Origin of the sequence: Ruegeria arenilitoris, from assembly GCF_013030265.1 — a bacterium.
GTDB classification, from domain to species: Bacteria; Pseudomonadota; Alphaproteobacteria; order Rhodobacterales; family Rhodobacteraceae; genus Ruegeria; species Ruegeria arenilitoris_E.
On record NZ_WPZQ01000004.1, the window covers coordinates 112537 to 129335 of the forward strand.

14 protein-coding genes are annotated in these 16799 nt (G+C 55.8%); 12 read left to right on the forward strand and 2 right to left on the reverse strand.

Annotated elements, in window-relative coordinates:
- Window positions 1–108: 108 nt before the first annotated feature.
- The 7 genes from GOX61_RS08225 to rpoD all read left to right on the forward strand — a co-directional run bounded on the left by GOX61_RS08225 (window position 109) and on the right by rpoD (window position 9605).
- Complete coding sequence (locus GOX61_RS08225) at window positions 109–1362, forward strand: sarcosine oxidase subunit beta family protein (protein ID WP_170332785.1); 1254 nt, start codon at window positions 109–111, stop codon at window positions 1360–1362.
- 48 nt (window positions 1363–1410) lie between these two features.
- Window positions 1411–1674, forward strand: a complete 264-nt coding sequence (locus tag GOX61_RS08230; RefSeq protein WP_170332787.1) for a sarcosine oxidase subunit delta — start codon at window positions 1411–1413, stop codon at window positions 1672–1674.
- A complete protein-coding gene (locus tag GOX61_RS08235) occupies window positions 1671–4604 on the forward strand; it encodes a sarcosine oxidase subunit alpha family protein (RefSeq protein WP_170332789.1) in 2934 nt (977 codons plus the stop codon). Before GOX61_RS08230 ends, GOX61_RS08235 begins: the two co-directional genes overlap by 4 nt.
- On the forward strand, window positions 4597–5142 hold the full coding sequence (locus GOX61_RS08240) for a sarcosine oxidase subunit gamma (RefSeq protein ID WP_170332791.1): 546 nt from the start codon (window positions 4597–4599) through the stop codon (window positions 5140–5142). Before GOX61_RS08235 ends, GOX61_RS08240 begins: the two co-directional genes overlap by 8 nt.
- A gap of 33 nt (window positions 5143–5175) precedes the next feature.
- A complete protein-coding gene (locus GOX61_RS08245) occupies window positions 5176–5472 on the forward strand; it encodes a hypothetical protein (RefSeq protein ID WP_155136102.1) in 297 nt (98 codons plus the stop codon).
- An 80-nt stretch (window positions 5473–5552) separates the two neighbouring features.
- Window positions 5553–7502, forward strand: coding sequence for a DNA primase (dnaG, locus tag GOX61_RS08250; protein WP_155136099.1), 1950 nt, complete (start codon window positions 5553–5555; stop codon window positions 7500–7502).
- Between the two features lie 114 nt (window positions 7503–7616).
- On the forward strand, window positions 7617–9605 hold the full coding sequence (rpoD, locus tag GOX61_RS08255) for an RNA polymerase sigma factor RpoD (RefSeq protein WP_170332793.1): 1989 nt from the start codon (window positions 7617–7619) through the stop codon (window positions 9603–9605).
- Window positions 9606–9779: 174 nt separating this feature from the next.
- On the opposite strand, the gene GOX61_RS08260 is transcribed toward rpoD, so the two are convergent.
- Window positions 9780–10781: a helix-turn-helix domain-containing protein gene (locus GOX61_RS08260; protein WP_254436802.1), complete on the reverse strand. Its 1002-nt coding sequence runs from the start codon at window positions 10779–10781 to the stop codon at window positions 9780–9782.
- 396 nt (window positions 10782–11177) lie between these two features.
- Here GOX61_RS08260 and GOX61_RS08265 point away from each other — a divergent pair, with 396 nt between their 5' ends.
- From GOX61_RS08265 to ribD, 5 genes are all read left to right on the forward strand, one after another.
- On the forward strand, window positions 11178–11633 hold the full coding sequence (locus GOX61_RS08265) for a thiol-disulfide oxidoreductase DCC family protein (RefSeq protein WP_367646951.1): 456 nt from the start codon (window positions 11178–11180) through the stop codon (window positions 11631–11633).
- A 3-nt stretch (window positions 11634–11636) separates the two neighbouring features.
- Window positions 11637–12182, forward strand: a complete 546-nt coding sequence (locus tag GOX61_RS08270; protein WP_170332797.1) for a DUF4166 domain-containing protein — start codon at window positions 11637–11639, stop codon at window positions 12180–12182.
- A 504-nt stretch (window positions 12183–12686) separates the two neighbouring features.
- Window positions 12687–13100 (forward strand): secondary thiamine-phosphate synthase enzyme YjbQ, encoded by a 414-nt coding sequence (locus tag GOX61_RS08275; RefSeq protein WP_170332800.1) that lies wholly within the window; start codon window positions 12687–12689, stop codon window positions 13098–13100.
- Window positions 13101–13221: 121 nt separating this feature from the next.
- Window positions 13222–13692 carry a transcriptional regulator NrdR gene (nrdR, locus tag GOX61_RS08280; RefSeq protein ID WP_155143426.1) on the forward strand — a complete coding sequence of 157 codons (471 nt, stop codon included), beginning with the start codon at window positions 13222–13224 and terminating at the stop codon, window positions 13690–13692.
- Complete coding sequence (gene ribD, locus GOX61_RS08285) at window positions 13689–14789, forward strand: bifunctional diaminohydroxyphosphoribosylaminopyrimidine deaminase/5-amino-6-(5-phosphoribosylamino)uracil reductase RibD (RefSeq protein ID WP_170332801.1); 1101 nt, start codon at window positions 13689–13691, stop codon at window positions 14787–14789. Before nrdR ends, ribD begins: the two co-directional genes overlap by 4 nt.
- 8 nt (window positions 14790–14797) lie before the next feature.
- On the opposite strand, the gene GOX61_RS08290 is transcribed toward ribD, so the two are convergent.
- Window positions 14798–16798 carry a capsular polysaccharide biosynthesis protein gene (locus GOX61_RS08290; protein WP_170332803.1) on the reverse strand — a complete coding sequence of 667 codons (2001 nt, stop codon included), beginning with the start codon at window positions 16796–16798 and terminating at the stop codon, window positions 14798–14800.
- Window position 16799: the final 1 nt, after the last annotated feature.

The window sequence follows — 16799 nt, forward strand, 5'->3', positions numbered from 1 at the left end:
GTCGCCGATAGACAAGTTCTTGTCGAAAACAGAGGCGGAACCGTTTCACCGCATTGCTACTGCTTTCGGGAGTTGGTTTGATGCCGACGAACTCGCAGGGAGATCTGAATGCGTTTTTCCGGCTTACGCGTCCTCAAAGAGGGTTTGACTGGTAACAAAGGGTGGACGCCGCATTGGCGCGATCCTGAGCCGAAAGCTGAGTATGACATCGTCATCATCGGCGGCGGCGGTCACGGTCTGAGCACCGCGTATTATCTGGCCAAGGAACATGGCCTGACAAATGTTGCGGTGCTTGAGAAGGGCTACATCGGTGGCGGCAACGTTGGTCGAAATACGACGATCGTGCGCGCCAACTACTTCCTTCAGGGAAATTCCGAGTTCTATTCACATTCGTTGAAACTGTGGGAAGGGCTGGAAGAAGATCTGAACTACAACGTCATGCATTCGCAGCGCGGTATCATCAACCTGTTCCATTCCGACGGCCAGCGGGACGCGGCCGCACGTCGTGGAAACATGATGATCAGTCAGGGCGACGACGCAGTATTGCTGGGGCGGGACGAGCTGAAATCAATGCTGCCGTACCTCAATTACGACAATTTGCGCTTTCCGATTTACGGCGGCCTCTATCACGCGCGTGGTGGGACCGCCCGTCACGATGCTGTGGCATGGGGATACGCGCGCGGAGCGGATCAACGCGGTGTTGATCTGATTCAGAACTGCGAGGTTACAGGAATTGACATCGAAAACGGTGTGGTTCGAGGTGTGCAGACCTCTCGCGGTCCGATCCGGGCTAAGAAAGTCGCTATGGTCGCTGCCGGGCGTTCGGGGCAGGTGGCCGCGATGGCAGGAATGCGACTGCCGGTCGAAAGCCATGTTTTGCAGGCCTTTGTGACCGAAGGGCTGAAGCCCTGTATCGATCACGTCGTCACCTTCGGCATGGGGCATTTCTATATCAGCCAGTCGGACAAGGGTGGCCTTGTCTTCGGTGGTGATCTTGATTTCTACGCGTCCTACGCCGCACGCGGCAATCTGCCGACCGTCGAAAGCGTTATGGAGGCCGGTGTCACGCTTTTGCCGATGATCTCAAAGGCCAAGGTTCTGCGATCGTGGGGTGGGATCATGGACATGTCGCCTGATGGTTCTCCGATTATCGATACAACGCATATCGAGGGGCTCTACCTGAATTGCGGCTGGAACTACGGTGGTTTCAAGGCCGTACCAGGATCGGGCAACGTCTTCGCGCATCTGATCGCCACGGGGCAGTATCACGAGAATGCAACCGGCTTTCGACTGGATCGGTTCCGGACAGGGCGTGGGATCATAGATGAAGAGGGCAAAGGCTCTCAGCATAACCTGCACTGAGGTTGGGTAGATGCAGTTTCATAACAAAGTACAGCAAGGGGCGCGGTCATGAGGATCACCTGTCCGCATTGCGGAGAACGGGACCGGCGTGAGTTTTACTATCGCGGCGCAGCGGTCGATCTTGAGCGTCCGGCGCCTGACGCGGGTGAAGAGGCATGGGATAACTTCGTTTATCTACGTGATAATCCAGCCGGTGTGACGCGCGACCTCTGGTACCACGAAGGCGGCTGTGGGGCATGGATCGTCGTGACCCGGGACACCGTCACGCATGAGGTTCTGAAGACTGAACTGGCATCGGAGGCGAAATCATGAGGATCAATGGTAAAGGTCTGATTGATCGTTCAAAGCCTGTTCCTTTCGTCTTTGACGGTATCAGCTATTCCGGGTTTGAGGGCGACACGCTTGCCTCAGCTCTGCTTGCAAATGAGCAGCGACTGATGGGGCGGTCTTTCAAATATCATCGCCCGCGTGGGGTTTTGACGGCGGGCAGCGAAGAGCCAAATGCGCTTATGACAGTTGGAAGTGGTCCGACACAGGAGCCTAATGTGCGCGCCACGATGCAGGAGATTTATCCTGGTCTTGAAGCACGCAGTCAGAACCGCTGGCCCAGCCTGAACTTTGATCTTTTGTCGCTCAACGATCTGGCGGCCCCGTTCTTGGGGGCGGGGTTCTACTATAAAACCTTCATGTGGCCCAAGAGCTTTTGGGAAAAGGTCTATGAACCCGCGATCCGGCGCGCTGCCGGACTGGGTGCATTGTCTGGGCGGGACAATACGGACAAGTATGAAAGCGCCTATGCCTTCTGCGACTTGCTCGTTATCGGTGCCGGACCCGCAGGGCTGATGGCAGCACTTACCGCCGGGCGCGCTGGCGCTGACGTCATTCTGGCCGATGAAAGCAACCGGATGGGCGGGCGTCTGCTGGCTGAAACCTATGAAATCGATGGGAAGCCTGGAAATGTCTGGGCCGACGAGGTTTTGGCTGAACTGAAGTCGATGGACAACGTTCGGCTGATGACACGGACGACGGTTGCAGGCGCTTATGATCAGGGCACTTTTGCCGCCGTTGAACGTGTGCTGCATCATACCGAGCGTCGACCGAACGGCGCACCGTTGGAGACCTATTGGCGCATTGTGGCCAAGCGTTCGGTACTGGCGGCTGGCGCTTTGGAGCGCCCGGTTGCCTTTCGCGACAACGACCGCCCCGGGATCATGACCGCTGGCGCGGTGCGGGCCTATCTGAACCGATGGGGAGTCAGCGCGGGTCGGAATGTCACGATCTTTGGTAATACGGATGACATTCACCGTACAGCGCGTGATTTGCTGGATGCTGGTGTTCATGTCGCGGCCGTGATCGACAGCCGTCATGACGCTCCGCTGTCGAAGGACTATCAGGTTCTGCGCGGTGCTCAGGTTTGTGGTAGTTCGGGCCGAAAAGGGCTTGAATCCATTACGGTACGGCGCCCAAGCGGCGAGGAACGTATTCACACAGACTGCCTTGCCATGACCGGAGGCTGGAACCCGTCGGTGCACCTGACCTGCCACATGAATGGACGACCCACGTGGCGGCGCGATATCGAAGCGTTTGTGCCGACACCTGGATCAGTACCCGGAATGTCGATTGCAGGGGCCTGCAACGGTTCGTTCTCGACTTCGGCCTGTTTGCGCGAGGGAATTGCTGCGGCGGGTGAAGCGCTGGAAGGGCTTGGACTGACAGCACCGGATATAGCATTGCCTGTAGCAGAAGATGCGTCTTACGAGATCACGCAGCTTTGGGCGGTTCCGGGCAAAGGACGCGCGTGGCTGGATTTCCAGAACGACGTGACTGTCAAAGATGTCAAACAGGCGGCAACCGAAAACTTCCGCTCGGTAGAGCATATGAAGCGCTACACCACACAAGGTATGGCGACGGATCAGGGTAAGAACTCGAATGTTGCAGCGCTGGCTATTTTGGCGGATGCGACGGGGCGGGGCATTCCGGAAACCGGGACCACCACATTCCGGCCGCCATATTCGCCGATTGCTATCGGGGCCTATGGCGCTGGTGCAGAAGGCGAGGGCTTCAAGCCTCAGCGTTTTACAACTTCACACAAAGCTTCCGTCGCGCGAAATGCTCCGATGATCGAGGCAGGATTGTGGTATCGGCCGAGCTACTTCCCCAAAACGGGCGAAACCACTTGGCGGGAATCCTGTGATCGTGAGGTCAAACAGGTGCGTGATGCGGTCGGTGTCTGCGATGTCTCGACGCTGGGCAAGATCGATATTCAGGGCCCGGATGCGGGAAAGTTTCTGGATTTCGTCTATACCAACATGTTCTCGACGCTGAAGGTCGGGCGTGTGCGCTATGGCCTGATGCTGCGCGAAGACGGCTATGTGATGGATGACGGCACGACTGCGCGTTTGGGTGAAAATCACTACCTGATGACAACGACAACCGCTGCGGCGGGTGAGGTGATGAAACATCTCGAGTTTGTGCATCAGGGTTTATGCCCAGATCTGGATGTGTCTTTCACGTCAGTCACAGAGCAGTGGGCACAATTCGCTGTTGCCGGACCGAAATCACGAGAATTGCTGAGTGGCCTTTTGGATCAAACACTTGACGATGAAAGCTGGCCTTTCATGGCTTGTGGGCAAGTCGAAGTGCTGGGTGTCAAAGGGCGTTTGTTCCGCATCTCATTCTCGGGTGAACATGCCTATGAAATAGCAGTTCCTGCCCGCTACGGAGCCAGCCTGTTCGATATTCTGATTGAACGGGCCGAGGCGCTGGGTGGTGGTTTGTACGGTATGGAAGCCCTGAACGTTTTGCGGATCGAAAAAGGTTTTATCACGCACGCGGAAATCCATGGTCGCACTACCGCCTATGATATCGGCATGGGCCGGATGGTTTCGCAGAAGAAAGACTGTATCGGTAAAACGATGTCAGAGCGACCGGGTCTGGAAGAGGCGGGGCGCGAACGACTGGTCGGCCTCAAGCCAATCGGAGAAAGCAGGCAACTGCTGGCCGGGGCACATCTTTACAATGAAGAAGCCGAACCCGTGCGGACCAGCGATCAGGGATACATAACATCGGTTTGTTACTCTCCGACGCTGGAAACCATGATCGGGCTGGCGTTTCTGGCGGATGGGCCAGACCGCGAAGGCGAGGTTGTGAAAATGGTGGATCACCTGCGTGGCGTAACCACGCTTTGCGAAGTGGTAAATCCGGTGTTCTTTGACCCCGAGGGAGGGCGCGTTCGTGGATAAGCTGATTGCCAAGACAGCCTGTGCCGGTCTTTTGCCTCTGACCGTTGGATCGGTTTCTGTCAGCGAGGAGGATGTCGGTGCCATCACTTCAGTTTCGCCATTGAAGGGACAGAAGAAGGCCCTGTCCGATGCGTTGAAGGCTGCGCATGGGATGGCATATCCCGCCGCCAATCGTGCGACAGGAAAGTCTGGCGCACGCGCGGTCTGGCTCGGGCATTCTCATGCGATGCTGATAGGGCCAGAGCCGGATGCATCGCTTGAGAAACATGCCGCTGTGGTGGATCAGTCTGATGCCTGGGCGGTTGTCCGGCTGGAAGGTGATCGGGCTGAGCAGGTATTAGCGCGATTGGTGCCTGTTGATCTCAGGTCTGGGCATTTCAAACGCGGTCATACGGTGCGCAGCCTGTTGTTTCACATGACGGCATCGATCACGCGTGTCGGTGAAAATGCGTTTCAGATCATGGTGTTTCGCTCGATGGCTGAGACATTGGTTCACGATTTGAAAAGGGCGATGGAAGGCGTGGCCACGCGAGGGTAAGCTACGGCAAAGAAACGATTCCGGGAGAACCCCATGTTGCGTATTGCCGTTGCCGCTGCATTGCTGGCTACACCTCTGGCTGCTGCTGAGACCAAGGAACAAAGCTGTCAGTATCAGGCAGATGTTGTTGCTGCTGTCCAAAAGGCACGACTCGACAAGGTCAAGGAACGCGATGTGGCCGAGGCGGTCGCCGCAACTGGTCCTACATGGCCCGAGAACTACAACGCGGCAATTCCGTTGATTACGCCTTGGGTCTATGAGCAAAAGATGCGCGATGTGCGCAAAAAGGACCTTGGTGCTGCCTGGCTGGAGCTGTGTTTACAGCAATAATCCACAGGTTTGCGAATTCGCTGTGGACAAACGCTCGTCAATCCCTTGGCGAGCGTTTCTGTTTCTGTCAGGTTTGATACATGTCACTGCCCCCTGGATTTCTGGATGAACTACGTACCCGACTGAGCCTGTCTCAGGTCGTGGGGCGCAAAGTTACTTGGGATGCCCGCAAGTCCAATCAGGGCAAGGGGGATATGTGGGCACCTTGTCCTTTCCACCATGAAAAGACCGCTTCATTCCACGTCGATGACCAAAAAGGGTTCTACTATTGCTTTGGCTGTCACGCCAAAGGCGACGCGATCAGCTTTGTGAAAGAGACCGAAAACGTTTCGTTCATCGAAGCGGTTGAAATCCTCGCCCGAGAGGCTGGTATGCCTATGCCTGCGCGCGATCCAAAAGCGCAGGAAAAGCAAGATCGCCGCAGTCAGCTTGCCGATGTGATGGAGCAGGCGGCGCAGTTCTTCCGCCTGCAGCTCAAAACAGCGGCAGGGGCAGAGGCGCGGGATTATCTCTCGCGCCGGGGTTTGGATGAAAAGGCGCTGGATCGCTGGGAGATCGGATTTGCGCCTGACGGTTGGCAGGGGCTTTGGGATCACCTGCGCGGCAAGAGCATTGAGGAGGATCTGATCCTTGGTGCGGGACTGGCTAAGCCTTCGAATAAAGGCAAAAAGCCCTACGATACGTTCCGCAACCGGATCATGTACCCGATCCGGGATCCGCGCGGGCGGTGCATTGCCTTTGGCGGGCGAGCGATGGACCCCAACGACAATGCCAAATACCTGAACTCACCCGAGACTGAATTGTTCGATAAAGGCCGAAGCCTTTATAATCACGGGCCTGCGCGACAGTCTGCGGGCAAGGGCCAGCCGTTGATTGTCGCCGAAGGCTATATGGATGTGATTGCGCTGGCCGAGGCCGGGTTTGGTGCGTCTGTTGCGCCGCTTGGAACTGCGATTACCGAGCATCAGCTTCAACTGCTTTGGCGTATTTCGGACGAGCCGATCATCGCGCTGGATGGTGATACGGCGGGTTTGCGCGCGGCGATGCGGGCGGTTGATCTGGCGTTGCCGTTGCTGGAAGCGGGAAAATCGCTGCGCTTTGCGCTGATGCCAGAGGGTAAAGACCCTGACGATCTGCTGCGGGCAGAGGGGGCAGGGGCCGTTCAGACTGTTCTGGAAGGTGCGATTCCCATGGTCAAGCTGCTGTGGCAGCGAGAGACTGAGGGAAAGGTCTTTGACAGTCCTGAACGCAAGGCCGCTCTCGACAAGTCACTGAGGGAAAAGATTAAACTGATCCGCGATCCTTCTATCCGCAATCACTACGGACAAGAGATAAAAGACCTTCGCTGGCAGCTGTTCCGGCCACAGCGCCAATCGCAAAACCGAAACTGGCAGCCGCGCGGAAATTGGAAGTCCCAACCTCAACCTGCGTCGCCAGGGGCAAGGACCTCATTCTTGGCCTCATCCGAGAATGCGGACATTCAACTGCGTGAAGCAGCCATTCTGGCCATCGCAATCCTGAACCCAAAGGTAGTTGTTCAGTTTGAACATCAGCTGGAAGAAATGGAATGCCATGATCCCGATCATGCTGCGCTGCGCGAGGCCATATTGCGGCATGCGATTGACGATCCGGACAACCTGCAAGACCACATTATTGCAGCAATGGGCCCGCATGCCCTTGAAAACCTGCTGAGCCTTCGCCATGTGGCAGTAATCCCCTGTGTGTTCAAACCAGGCGACGTTGAAAAGGCCGAGATGACGCTGGCCGAGGAACTCGCAAAAATCAAAGCGCTCCGGGGGTTGGATGCCGAGATTGCCGAAGCTGCGGAAGAACTGTCCGATCTGGCTGATGAGGCGCTGACGTACCGGTTGGCTCAGGCCGCCGAAGAACGTAACCGCACAAGCCGTAGCCAGAACGAAGACAGGGCGGTTTTCGATGTCGCTGACAATGGCGCGCGAATCAACCGAGACGAGAAAGACGCGTTTGCGGCGATCATGTCGGGTATCAATTTTGAACGGAAACGCCGGTAAAGTGGTGTTTTCGTAAGGCACTGGAAAAGAAAAACGGGTAAACGGGTAGCCGAATCACTTCTTCGCGCTAATGATTCGGTTCAAACGAATCACCCATCCCTGCAGGAGCACTGAATGGCCGCCAAGGACACGACTGAGGATCGCAAATCCGAAGAGCAGGAACAGGAAATCTCGCTGGACATGAGCCAGGCCCAGGTCAAAAAGATGATCGCCGAGGCCCGCGAGAAAGGTTACATCACCTACGACCAGCTCAATCAGGTTCTGCCGCCTGATCAGGTCAGCTCGGAACAGATCGAAGACGTTATGTCGATGCTGTCCGAGATGGGCATCAACATCATCGAAGATGAAGAGGCCGAGGAGGAAGAGAATAAAGGCTCGACCGAACTCGTCACAACCGAAAGCAACCGTGAGGTTGCACTTGCTGGTGCCGCCACCGAAAAGTTGGATCGCACCGATGACCCTGTGCGCATGTATCTGCGCGAAATGGGCTCGGTCGAACTGCTGAGCCGCGAAGGCGAGATTGCCATCGCCAAGCGGATCGAGGCCGGTCGGAACACCATGATCGCCGGACTGTGCGAAAGCCCGCTGACCTTCCAGGCGATCACCATCTGGCACGACGAATTGCTGTCCGAAGATATTCTTCTGCGTGATGTCATCGATCTGGAGGCCACATTTGGCAACCAGATGGACGAAGACGGCGATGTTGAAGAACCTGTCGTGGATACCTCGGCAGTGCAGGCGGCAAAGCCAGCCAAGGATACGGGTCCTGAGTTGGATGCCGATGGCAACCCGCTGAACAACGATGACGACGACGATGATGACGAACAGGCCAACATGTCTTTGGCCGCGATGGAAGCCGCACTGAAAGATCAGGTTCTGACCACTCTGGAACGGATCTCGACCGACTTCTCAATGTTGTCTGAAATGCAGGACAGCCGGATTTCGGCCACACTGAATGAAGACAATTCGTTCAGCGAGAAAGACGAAGCGACTTACCAGAAGCTGCGAGCCGAGATCGTAGAACTGGTGAACGGCCTGCATCTCCACAACAACCGTATCGAAGCGCTGATTGACCAGCTTTATGGCATCAACCGCCGGATCATGTCGCTGGACAGCTCGATGGTGAAACTGGCCGACCAGGCCCGCATCAACCGTCGTGAATTCATCGACGCCTATCGCGGGCGCGAACTGGACCCGAACTGGTTGGCCGACATGGCTGAAAAGCCGGGCCGGGGCTGGCAGATGTTCATCGAACGCTCGACCGCCAAAGTTGAAGAGCTGCGCAACGACATGGCTCAGGTCGGTCAGTATGTCGGTCTGGATATCCCTGAATTCCGCCGCATCGTGCAGCAAGTTCAGAAGGGTGAGAAAGAGGCGCGTCAGGCCAAGAAAGAAATGGTCGAGGCCAACCTGCGCCTGGTGATTTCGATCGCCAAAAAGTATACGAACCGTGGCCTGCAATTCCTTGATCTTATTCAGGAAGGTAACATCGGCCTGATGAAGGCGGTGGACAAGTTCGAATACCGCCGTGGTTACAAGTTCTCAACCTATGCGACCTGGTGGATTCGTCAGGCAATCACGCGCTCGATCGCGGATCAGGCCCGTACAATCCGTATTCCGGTTCACATGATCGAAACGATCAACAAGTTGGTCCGGACCGGACGTCAGATGCTGCACGAGATTGGCCGCGAACCGACGCCGGAAGAATTGGCCGAAAAGCTGCAGATGCCGCTGGAGAAGGTTCGCAAGGTGATGAAGATCGCCAAGGAGCCAATCTCGCTCGAAACGCCAATTGGCGACGAAGAAGACAGCCAGCTGGGCGATTTCATCGAGGACAAGAATGCTGTGCTGCCGCTGGACAGCGCCATTCAGGAAAACCTCAAGGAAACGACGACACGGGTTCTGGCCTCGCTCACCCCGCGTGAAGAGCGGGTTCTGCGGATGCGCTTTGGCATCGGCATGAACACCGACCATACGCTGGAAGAAGTTGGTCAACAGTTCAGCGTGACCCGCGAACGTATCCGTCAGATCGAGGCGAAGGCGCTCCGCAAGCTGAAGCACCCCAGCCGGTCGCGTAAACTACGATCTTTCCTGGATCAGTAAAAACAAAGGCGCCTCATTTGAGGCGCCTTTTTTGTTGGCCAAACACCAACATGTGGCCATCTGTGACATCACTTTGGCGAGATTTCACAAGGCATTGAGTTGTCCCGGTTTTATGTCTCTCATGTCCACTCATGGGGCTGGCCGGGGCGAGGCATTCTAGCTGATGACCCCCGGTTACCGTTTCGACACGTTGATGGGGTGGCTCACCCGTTTTTTGAATGTGCTCGGTGCTTGTCCAGTCCACCGTTTAAAGGCATTCGAAAACGCTGCCTGATCAGCGTATCCAAGCGAGTATGAGATCTCGGACAGGGTCATTCCGTTTTTGATAAAGGTTTGAGCCAGATCGCATCGCAGGTCTTCTACGACCTCGCGATAGCCGGTCCCCTCGGATTGCAGGCGGCGTGTCAGTGTTCTCGGGCTCATTCCCAAGCGGGCGGCTGCTTCTTCGGCGGGAATGACATGACCCGGCATTGAGCGGGTGATCAGACCCTCGACTTGTGCACGTACCATGTTCTTGGTCGATTGGCTTTCGGCAAGCAGGCGTTCCCCGTAGTCCAACAGATGCGCGCGCAAGCTGGGGTCATATGTGGGAATACCAATGTCGAGGGCAGAGAGCGGTAAAACAATTTCCATTTTCTCCGCACCAAACACCACCGGGAAGCCGTCGATCTTTTGGTAAATCGCTTCGTGATGTCCGATCTCGTGCTGAAAGCGAATCTCAATCGGGTAGATTTTAGATTGTGTGAGCGTGCGCATGCGCGCCAGCGCAGCAAACATCAGAAATTCAGTTCTCCGATGATACCGGGCAAAGCTCGGGTCTTTCCAGTCAGCCTCCAGCGATGCGAAGTTCCCTGAAATACGCAGGCTGAAAACAATGGCCGGATCAATGAACTTGTGAAACCGGCCTGCATTCTCCATGGCCTGGCGAAGATCGCGTGAGTATTTGCTGATATAGGCCGTCAGGCTGGAGGAGGAAGAAACCAACAAACCAGACCTGGCGCCAAATGTAATGTCATCCAATGCATCGCATGCGTATCGGACAAACAATGCTTCGCCATGGGCGCTGTAGACAGTTGCGGGTGGGGCAATGTCTTCCTCTTTCAGGCCACTGTTTTTCATGACCTGACTAACGAGCGGCTGATCCTGCGTCTGCTCATTCAGCGCCTTGATCAGCATATGGATTCTGGAAACATCGACATCCATCGTGAAGTCTGAACCCCGTTTAACCAGATATCATATTAGCAAGTTTGAGAATTTTGGACACATGGCTTTGTTGGAGGTAGTTTTTTCTACTTCTGAACCGCAGAGCGTCAGCCCCGTTAGTCATATGTCTGCGCCATTTTGACCGATACTCACAAATCATTGTCAGTTTCGAGAAAGAGAATCCACGGGCAGGTTCCTAAATGAAAGGATGTGTCGGGTCGGTGCCTTTTGGGGATTAGGCTGAGCTCCGGACATCACCGGTCCGAAGCTCCCCGACACGTCTCCACTCTGAAAAAAACAATGCCTTGGCAGCCCTACATGTCGCATTGCCGGGTGCAGACCGGCGTGGCAGTTTTGACTGAGTGTGTAGTGCAGCAGAGATCAGGATTGCCGGAAAGTTCATCTGACATAACGGGTTATGAAGACGACCTCATCGTATTCGATGGCGAATGCGTTTTGTGCTCGCGCTTTTTCCGCTTCATGCTGAATCATGACCGGAACCGACGGTTTAGCTTTGCCACGGCGCAATCCCCGGTGGGACAGAAACTCTATTCAGAGCTGGGCTTGCCAATGGATGATTTCGAAACCAACCTCGTGATCGTGAGGGGCGTTGTTTATCAAAAGCTGGATGCATTTGCCGCTGCCATGAGGGTTCTGCCGGGCCCTTGGCCGGTGCTTTCTATTTGTCGCTTCTTGCCGTCAATTCTCAAAGATCCATTGTACAACTTAATTGCCCGAAATCGTTATGAGTTCTTCGGTCGATACGACACCTGTATGGTGCCCGATGAGGCGATCAGGTCCCGATTTTTGCCGCAAGGGTTCTGAAGAATGCATGATCCGTTTCTAGTGTCTCTTGCATCAGGCGAACCTGTTCCACCTGCTGTCAGACATTTGCATAGTGGGTCGGGCGCTTATGTTGGGCGTTGCCGGATTGAACGTGGTGAGAGGGGGGTGATCTCACTATTGCTCAGACTTGGCGGTTTCCCGGCAGCATCAGAGGACGCGCCAGTCTCACTCGAGGTTGTAAGTCAGGAGAAGAACTGGATCTGGGAGCGGAAGTTCGGCACGCATTTAACCCGATCTCAGCTGACCTATGACCCAAGTCTTGACTGTGTGCGTGAGCGCATCGGGGCTTTGTCTATCTGGTTGAAGCCCGTCATGCTTGGTGAGAAATTAAGTATAGAAATTCTTCGTCTTCACGTTCTTGGGGTGCCGTGTCCGCGATTTCTTCTGCCGCGCTCCAATACTGTTGAATGGCAAGATGATGAGGGACGATTTCGGTTTGATGTTTCAGCCGATGTGCCCGGATTGGGCATGCTGATAAGATATCAGGGATGGTTGTCTCCGGTTCACGCGGAACTGGTCGACGTTTGAAATGATTGTGAACTTCACTGTCCTGATAATTGCGACATACTAGTCTTTGTTTCAGGTCAACATAGGAAAGATGTTAATGATGAAACAGATTGTTAGAGTTTCAGTTCTCACAGCGGTGGCGCTGAGCGCAGCTATCGAGGTAAGTGCAGCCCCGAACGGTTATCGGACAGAAGCGATCAACAGCACCGATTTTGAAGTTATTCCAAGAACTCGAAGAGATGTGGATGGCTATTGGTGTGCTGCCGCTGATTTTGCACGGCGAACTCTGGGTGCTGGATGGCAGCAGAGAATATACGTACTGAGAGGTTACGGTCCCAGTGTTACCACCGGCCGCCGCACGGCTGTACAGTTTACGCTTAAGGCCCCAACTGGTGGCGCGCCGCAACAGGGCAGTTTCGTCTCTGCCGGTTTTCAACCCGGTGACAGCATGTCGGTACAAGGGGCAAACGGGCGTTGCAATCTCCGGCCCTTCATAGACAGATAAATCATCGGTAAAAGGCTGAAATGCAGACCGAGTTCATTGTTCAAACGCGCGGTTCAAGACTCTATGAGTTTACTGCGGAAATTCGTGCTTGGCTGAACTCGGTCGGTGGGGACGGGCTGTTGACGCTGTTCGTCCGCCATACTTCGTGTTCATTGCTGATACAGGAAAACGCTGACCCTGAGGTTCAGACGGACTTGCAGACATTTTTTGAGCGTCTGGTCCCGCCTTCGGATCATCCTTCAATGTCTTATCTGCGGCACACCTATGAAGGTCCTGATGATATGCCCGCCCATATCAAAGCGGCAATGATGCCGGTTTCGTTGTCGATTCCTGTTGTCAAAGGGCAGCCGGTATTGGGCACATGGCAAGGCATCTATCTGTTTGAACACCGCAGCGCACCTCATGCGCGTAAGGTGGCTGCGCACTTCGCCTGACCCCTTTATCTTGCGTTGAAAAATTCCGACTACCCAAATCCTAGCGGGTCGCCTATAGTTGTGGATAAGTCAGCCGTAGTGCTTACAAAAAGAGGCGGAACAAGGGACGAGGAGACGGCGGATGCGCTGCCCGTTTTGCGGAAATATCGATACTCAGGTCAAGGATTCACGCCCGGCAGAGGATCACGTCGCGATCCGCAGGCGCCGGTTCTGCCCCGCTTGCGGAGGCCGCTTCACGACCTATGAACGTGTTCAACTGCGCGATCTGGTTGTGATAAAAACAAACGGTAAGCGCGAAGATTTTGATCGCGACAAGCTGGAACGATCAATCCGAATTTCCATGCAGAAACGCCCGGTTGAGCCGGACCGGATTGATCAGATGATCTCGGGTATCGTGCGCCGTCTTGAAAGCATGGGCGATACGGATATTCCATCCAACAAAATCGGTGAAATCGTCATGGAGGCGCTGGCGCGGATCGATACCGTAGCCTATGTTCGCTTTGCGAGTGTCTACAAGAATTTCCAGGCGGCCGATGACTTCGAGGAGTTTGTCCACGAACTGCGCCCGCCGCAGCCTTCGACGGACGAGTGAGCGAAACTGATAAGCGATATATGGCGTTGGCCCTTTCATTAGGGCGGCGCGGGCAAGGCACGTGTTGGCCCAATCCGTCCGTCGGGTGCGTACTCGTTCGTGATGGTCGGATTATCGGACGCGGTTGGACGCAGCCAGGTGGTCGTCCACATGCCGAGACCGAGGCCTTGGCACAGGCGGGCGAAGCTGCGCGTGGTGCAACCGCCTACGTCTCACTCGAGCCCTGCTCGCATCATGGACAGACACCTCCCTGTGCGCAGGCCCTGATTGATGCTGGGGTGGCGCGTGTTGTCTCTGCCATCGAAGACAGTGATCCGCGTGTAGCCGGGCAGGGCTTTACGATGCTACGCGATGCTGGCATCGAGGTCACAACGGGCGTCTTGATGGAGCAAGCCGCATGGGATCTTGCAGGCTTTTTCCTCAAAACCGAACAGGGGCGTCCGTTCGTTACGCTAAAACTGGCAAGCAGCTTTGACGGCAGGATCGCTACCTCCACTGGTCATAGCCAATGGATCACCGGACCTCAGGCCAGGCGTGCCGTGCATGCGATGCGTGCGCGACATGATGCTGTGATGGTTGGTGCGGGGACTGCTCGCGCAGACGATCCGTCGCTGACGGTGCGCGATCTCGGCGTGTCTCAGCAACCCGTGCGGGTCGTGGTCTCACGGCATCTGGATCTGCCTTTGATGGGGCAACTCGCTCGCACAGCCAAGGAAACTCCGGTCTGGTTATGCCATGGGCCGGCACCCGATGCCGAACGCGCACGTGCATGGGAAGGGCTGGGCGCACGTCTGATACCCTGTGCTCTGAGTGATCATCACATAGATGCCTCTGATCTCTTGCAACAGCTCGGGCAAGCCGGGTTGACCCGGTTGTTCTGCGAGGGCGGAGCCGCTTTGGCCGCGTCCCTACTGGCTGATGACCTTGTCGATGAGTTGGTCGGGTTCAGCGCTGGTTTGACCATCGGTGCAGAGGGTCTGCCTGCGGTCGGATCACTCGGTCTGGAGACGCTTGAAAGCGCCCCTCGCTTTGAGTTGATTGAAACGCAGGCGATCGGTGGCGATATCCTGCATCGCTGGCGGCGCGCATCGCGCTGAACACCCAACTAACGCCAGATATGCGCGTGTGTGGCCAATGCACCCTGCAGCTTAGATAGAAGTCGGTTCAGTGGACCTGCCTGAGGCGAATTTCTTTCTGCAAGACGATCCACAGCCACTTCGACGGGGCACGGTTGACGGGTAACGGGATCATAGTAACGCGGATAGTCGATCAGGGATGCATGAACCAACCCCATTAAAGAGGGGCGAGCACCTCGTCGGGCGGGAACAGATCCAAGATCAGTTGTAAGACCCCAGCCAGCGTAGAATGGTGCGCCCAAGGTTGTCACCTTGATGCCGCGCAGTAACGCTTCGAACCCCAACAGCGAGGTCATGGTCCACACTTCGTGAACCTCGGGCAACAATACCGCCGGGTCGACATCGGTCGCGATGACATCCGCCCATTCATGAGCTTCGACTTTTCCGTCGCGCAGGCCAGCTTCGACGTCGGGATGGGGTTTGTAGATCAGGACCGCATCAGGGTTCGCTTCGCGCACAGTGCGCAGTAGATCTAAATTTGTGCGTACTGTATTGGTGCCCAGCAGAATGGATGCGTCATCCTCCACTTGGCCTACCACAAGAATGCGATGCCCTTCGGGCAATGACGGAACTGAACTGCCGATGTTGTATTTGCTTAAGCCCAATGATGTCAGGCGGGCGACAAGGCGCTCAGCGCGCTGTTCCTGATCCGGGCGAAGTGTTTCCCGGGCGGATATCAATTCTTCAAGCCGGCTGGGCCGGGTTGGATCGTAGTAGATGCCGAGGTCATCTGTGACCAGAGACAGGGGAGGTACAAGACTGGCACCCAGACCGCGAGATCGCAGAAAGCCATCTTCGATGCGAACGGTATCTTCCGCATCACGATCCTGACTGGCCCAAACCATATGCGGCTTTTCGGAAGATCTAGTTGGACCGCTGGTAAAGCGAAGCTTGCGGTACCGTCCAAACATCTTCTGGAGGTGTTTACGCTTCCACAGTCTCATTCCGGACGCGGTCCAGCCCTTGTGGTCTTGCCGCCAGGCACCTGTTTGCGCCTCCAGTGTGTTCAATACGGTTTCGATTTCGCAAAGCTGGTCCCGATAGGGATCGTACCAGGTCGGGTACAAAATCATGGCCGCCGCAAATAGCTGCGCTCGAGTCAGAGCGCGTCGGCGGTTCGGTAAAGTATCCTGATCCTGTGTCAGTTCCCAACCGGCGTAAAACGGCTGTCCGAAAACGCGGGGCTTATGACCGGCCAGTATTGCTTCGAAACCGAGTTGAGAAGAAAGGGTGTAAACCCCAACAGCACCTTCCAGCAGTGACCATGGACTAATTGCATCGCGTAACAGCGACACGCGATCAGACAGATCCTGATCCGAGAAATACCCCGCGCGATGTCCAGCAAGTGTTTCCGGGTGTGATTTGATGATCACGCGCGCGCCGGGGTTTTCCTCCTGCGCGATGACCAGCATTTCGCGAAACTTCGCGTAATCACCTCCGCTCGCGGTGACAGCTGCATCGCCCTGCGTCTGGTCCACAACCAGAACATAACCCGGGGCAGGGGGGGCGAGGTTCAGGTCAAAGGCTGAATACTTGCTAAGATGAAGCTCACCTATTCTCTCCATCGCCTCACGTGCACGATTAAGCAGGGCCGTGTCATCAAGCGGGTGTTTTGACAACAGGTTTTCGAGATCAGACGGGCTGGTTGGATCAAAGTGCACGCCTTTTCGGTCAAGCAGCAAACCAAGTGGTGCTTCTCCGTCTCGCCCTGGATGCAGTGACCTCAGAAAGGCATCCTCAACACGGAGAATTGGGCTTGCGTACTTTTGCGCGACATTCAATCCGCGATACGCGGTAGGGCTGTTGCCCCAAACACCTACGATATCGCCGTCTTTTGGCAGGCCCAGCCGAACATCGTATCCTGCCAGTGCCAGGATTCGGCGAACCCGGCGCTGCCTCAGAAAGCCGCCATTATAAACAAACAACCGAGAGCGTTCACTCCCGGTCGACTGTTCCAACTCTGGGTGCATC

What these genes read in the sequence shown, in the direction of transcription:
- GOX61_RS08245 (WP_155136102.1), top strand. Translation starts at nt 5,176, where the DNA reads ATGTTGCGTATTGCCGTTGCCGCTGCATTGCTGGCTACACCTCTGGCT.
- dnaG (WP_155136099.1), top strand. Translation starts at nt 5,553, where the DNA reads ATGTCACTGCCCCCTGGATTTCTGGATGAACTACGTACCCGACTGAGC.
- GOX61_RS08275 (WP_170332800.1), top strand. Translation starts at nt 12,687, where the DNA reads ATGCAGACCGAGTTCATTGTTCAAACGCGCGGTTCAAGACTCTATGAG.
- GOX61_RS08290 (WP_170332803.1), bottom strand. Translation starts at nt 16,798, where the DNA reads ATGCACCCAGAGTTGGAACAGTCGACCGGGAGTGAACGCTCTCGGTTG.
- GOX61_RS08225 (WP_170332785.1), top strand. Translation starts at nt 109, where the DNA reads ATGCGTTTTTCCGGCTTACGCGTCCTCAAAGAGGGTTTGACTGGTAAC.
- rpoD (WP_170332793.1), top strand. Translation starts at nt 7,617, where the DNA reads ATGGCCGCCAAGGACACGACTGAGGATCGCAAATCCGAAGAGCAGGAA.
- GOX61_RS08260 (WP_254436802.1), bottom strand. Translation starts at nt 10,781, where the DNA reads ATGCTGATCAAGGCGCTGAATGAGCAGACGCAGGATCAGCCGCTCGTT.
- GOX61_RS08235 (WP_170332789.1), top strand. Translation starts at nt 1,671, where the DNA reads ATGAGGATCAATGGTAAAGGTCTGATTGATCGTTCAAAGCCTGTTCCT.
- GOX61_RS08230 (WP_170332787.1), top strand. Translation starts at nt 1,411, where the DNA reads ATGAGGATCACCTGTCCGCATTGCGGAGAACGGGACCGGCGTGAGTTT.
- nrdR (WP_155143426.1), top strand. Translation starts at nt 13,222, where the DNA reads ATGCGCTGCCCGTTTTGCGGAAATATCGATACTCAGGTCAAGGATTCA.
- GOX61_RS08270 (WP_170332797.1), top strand. Translation starts at nt 11,637, where the DNA reads ATGCATGATCCGTTTCTAGTGTCTCTTGCATCAGGCGAACCTGTTCCA.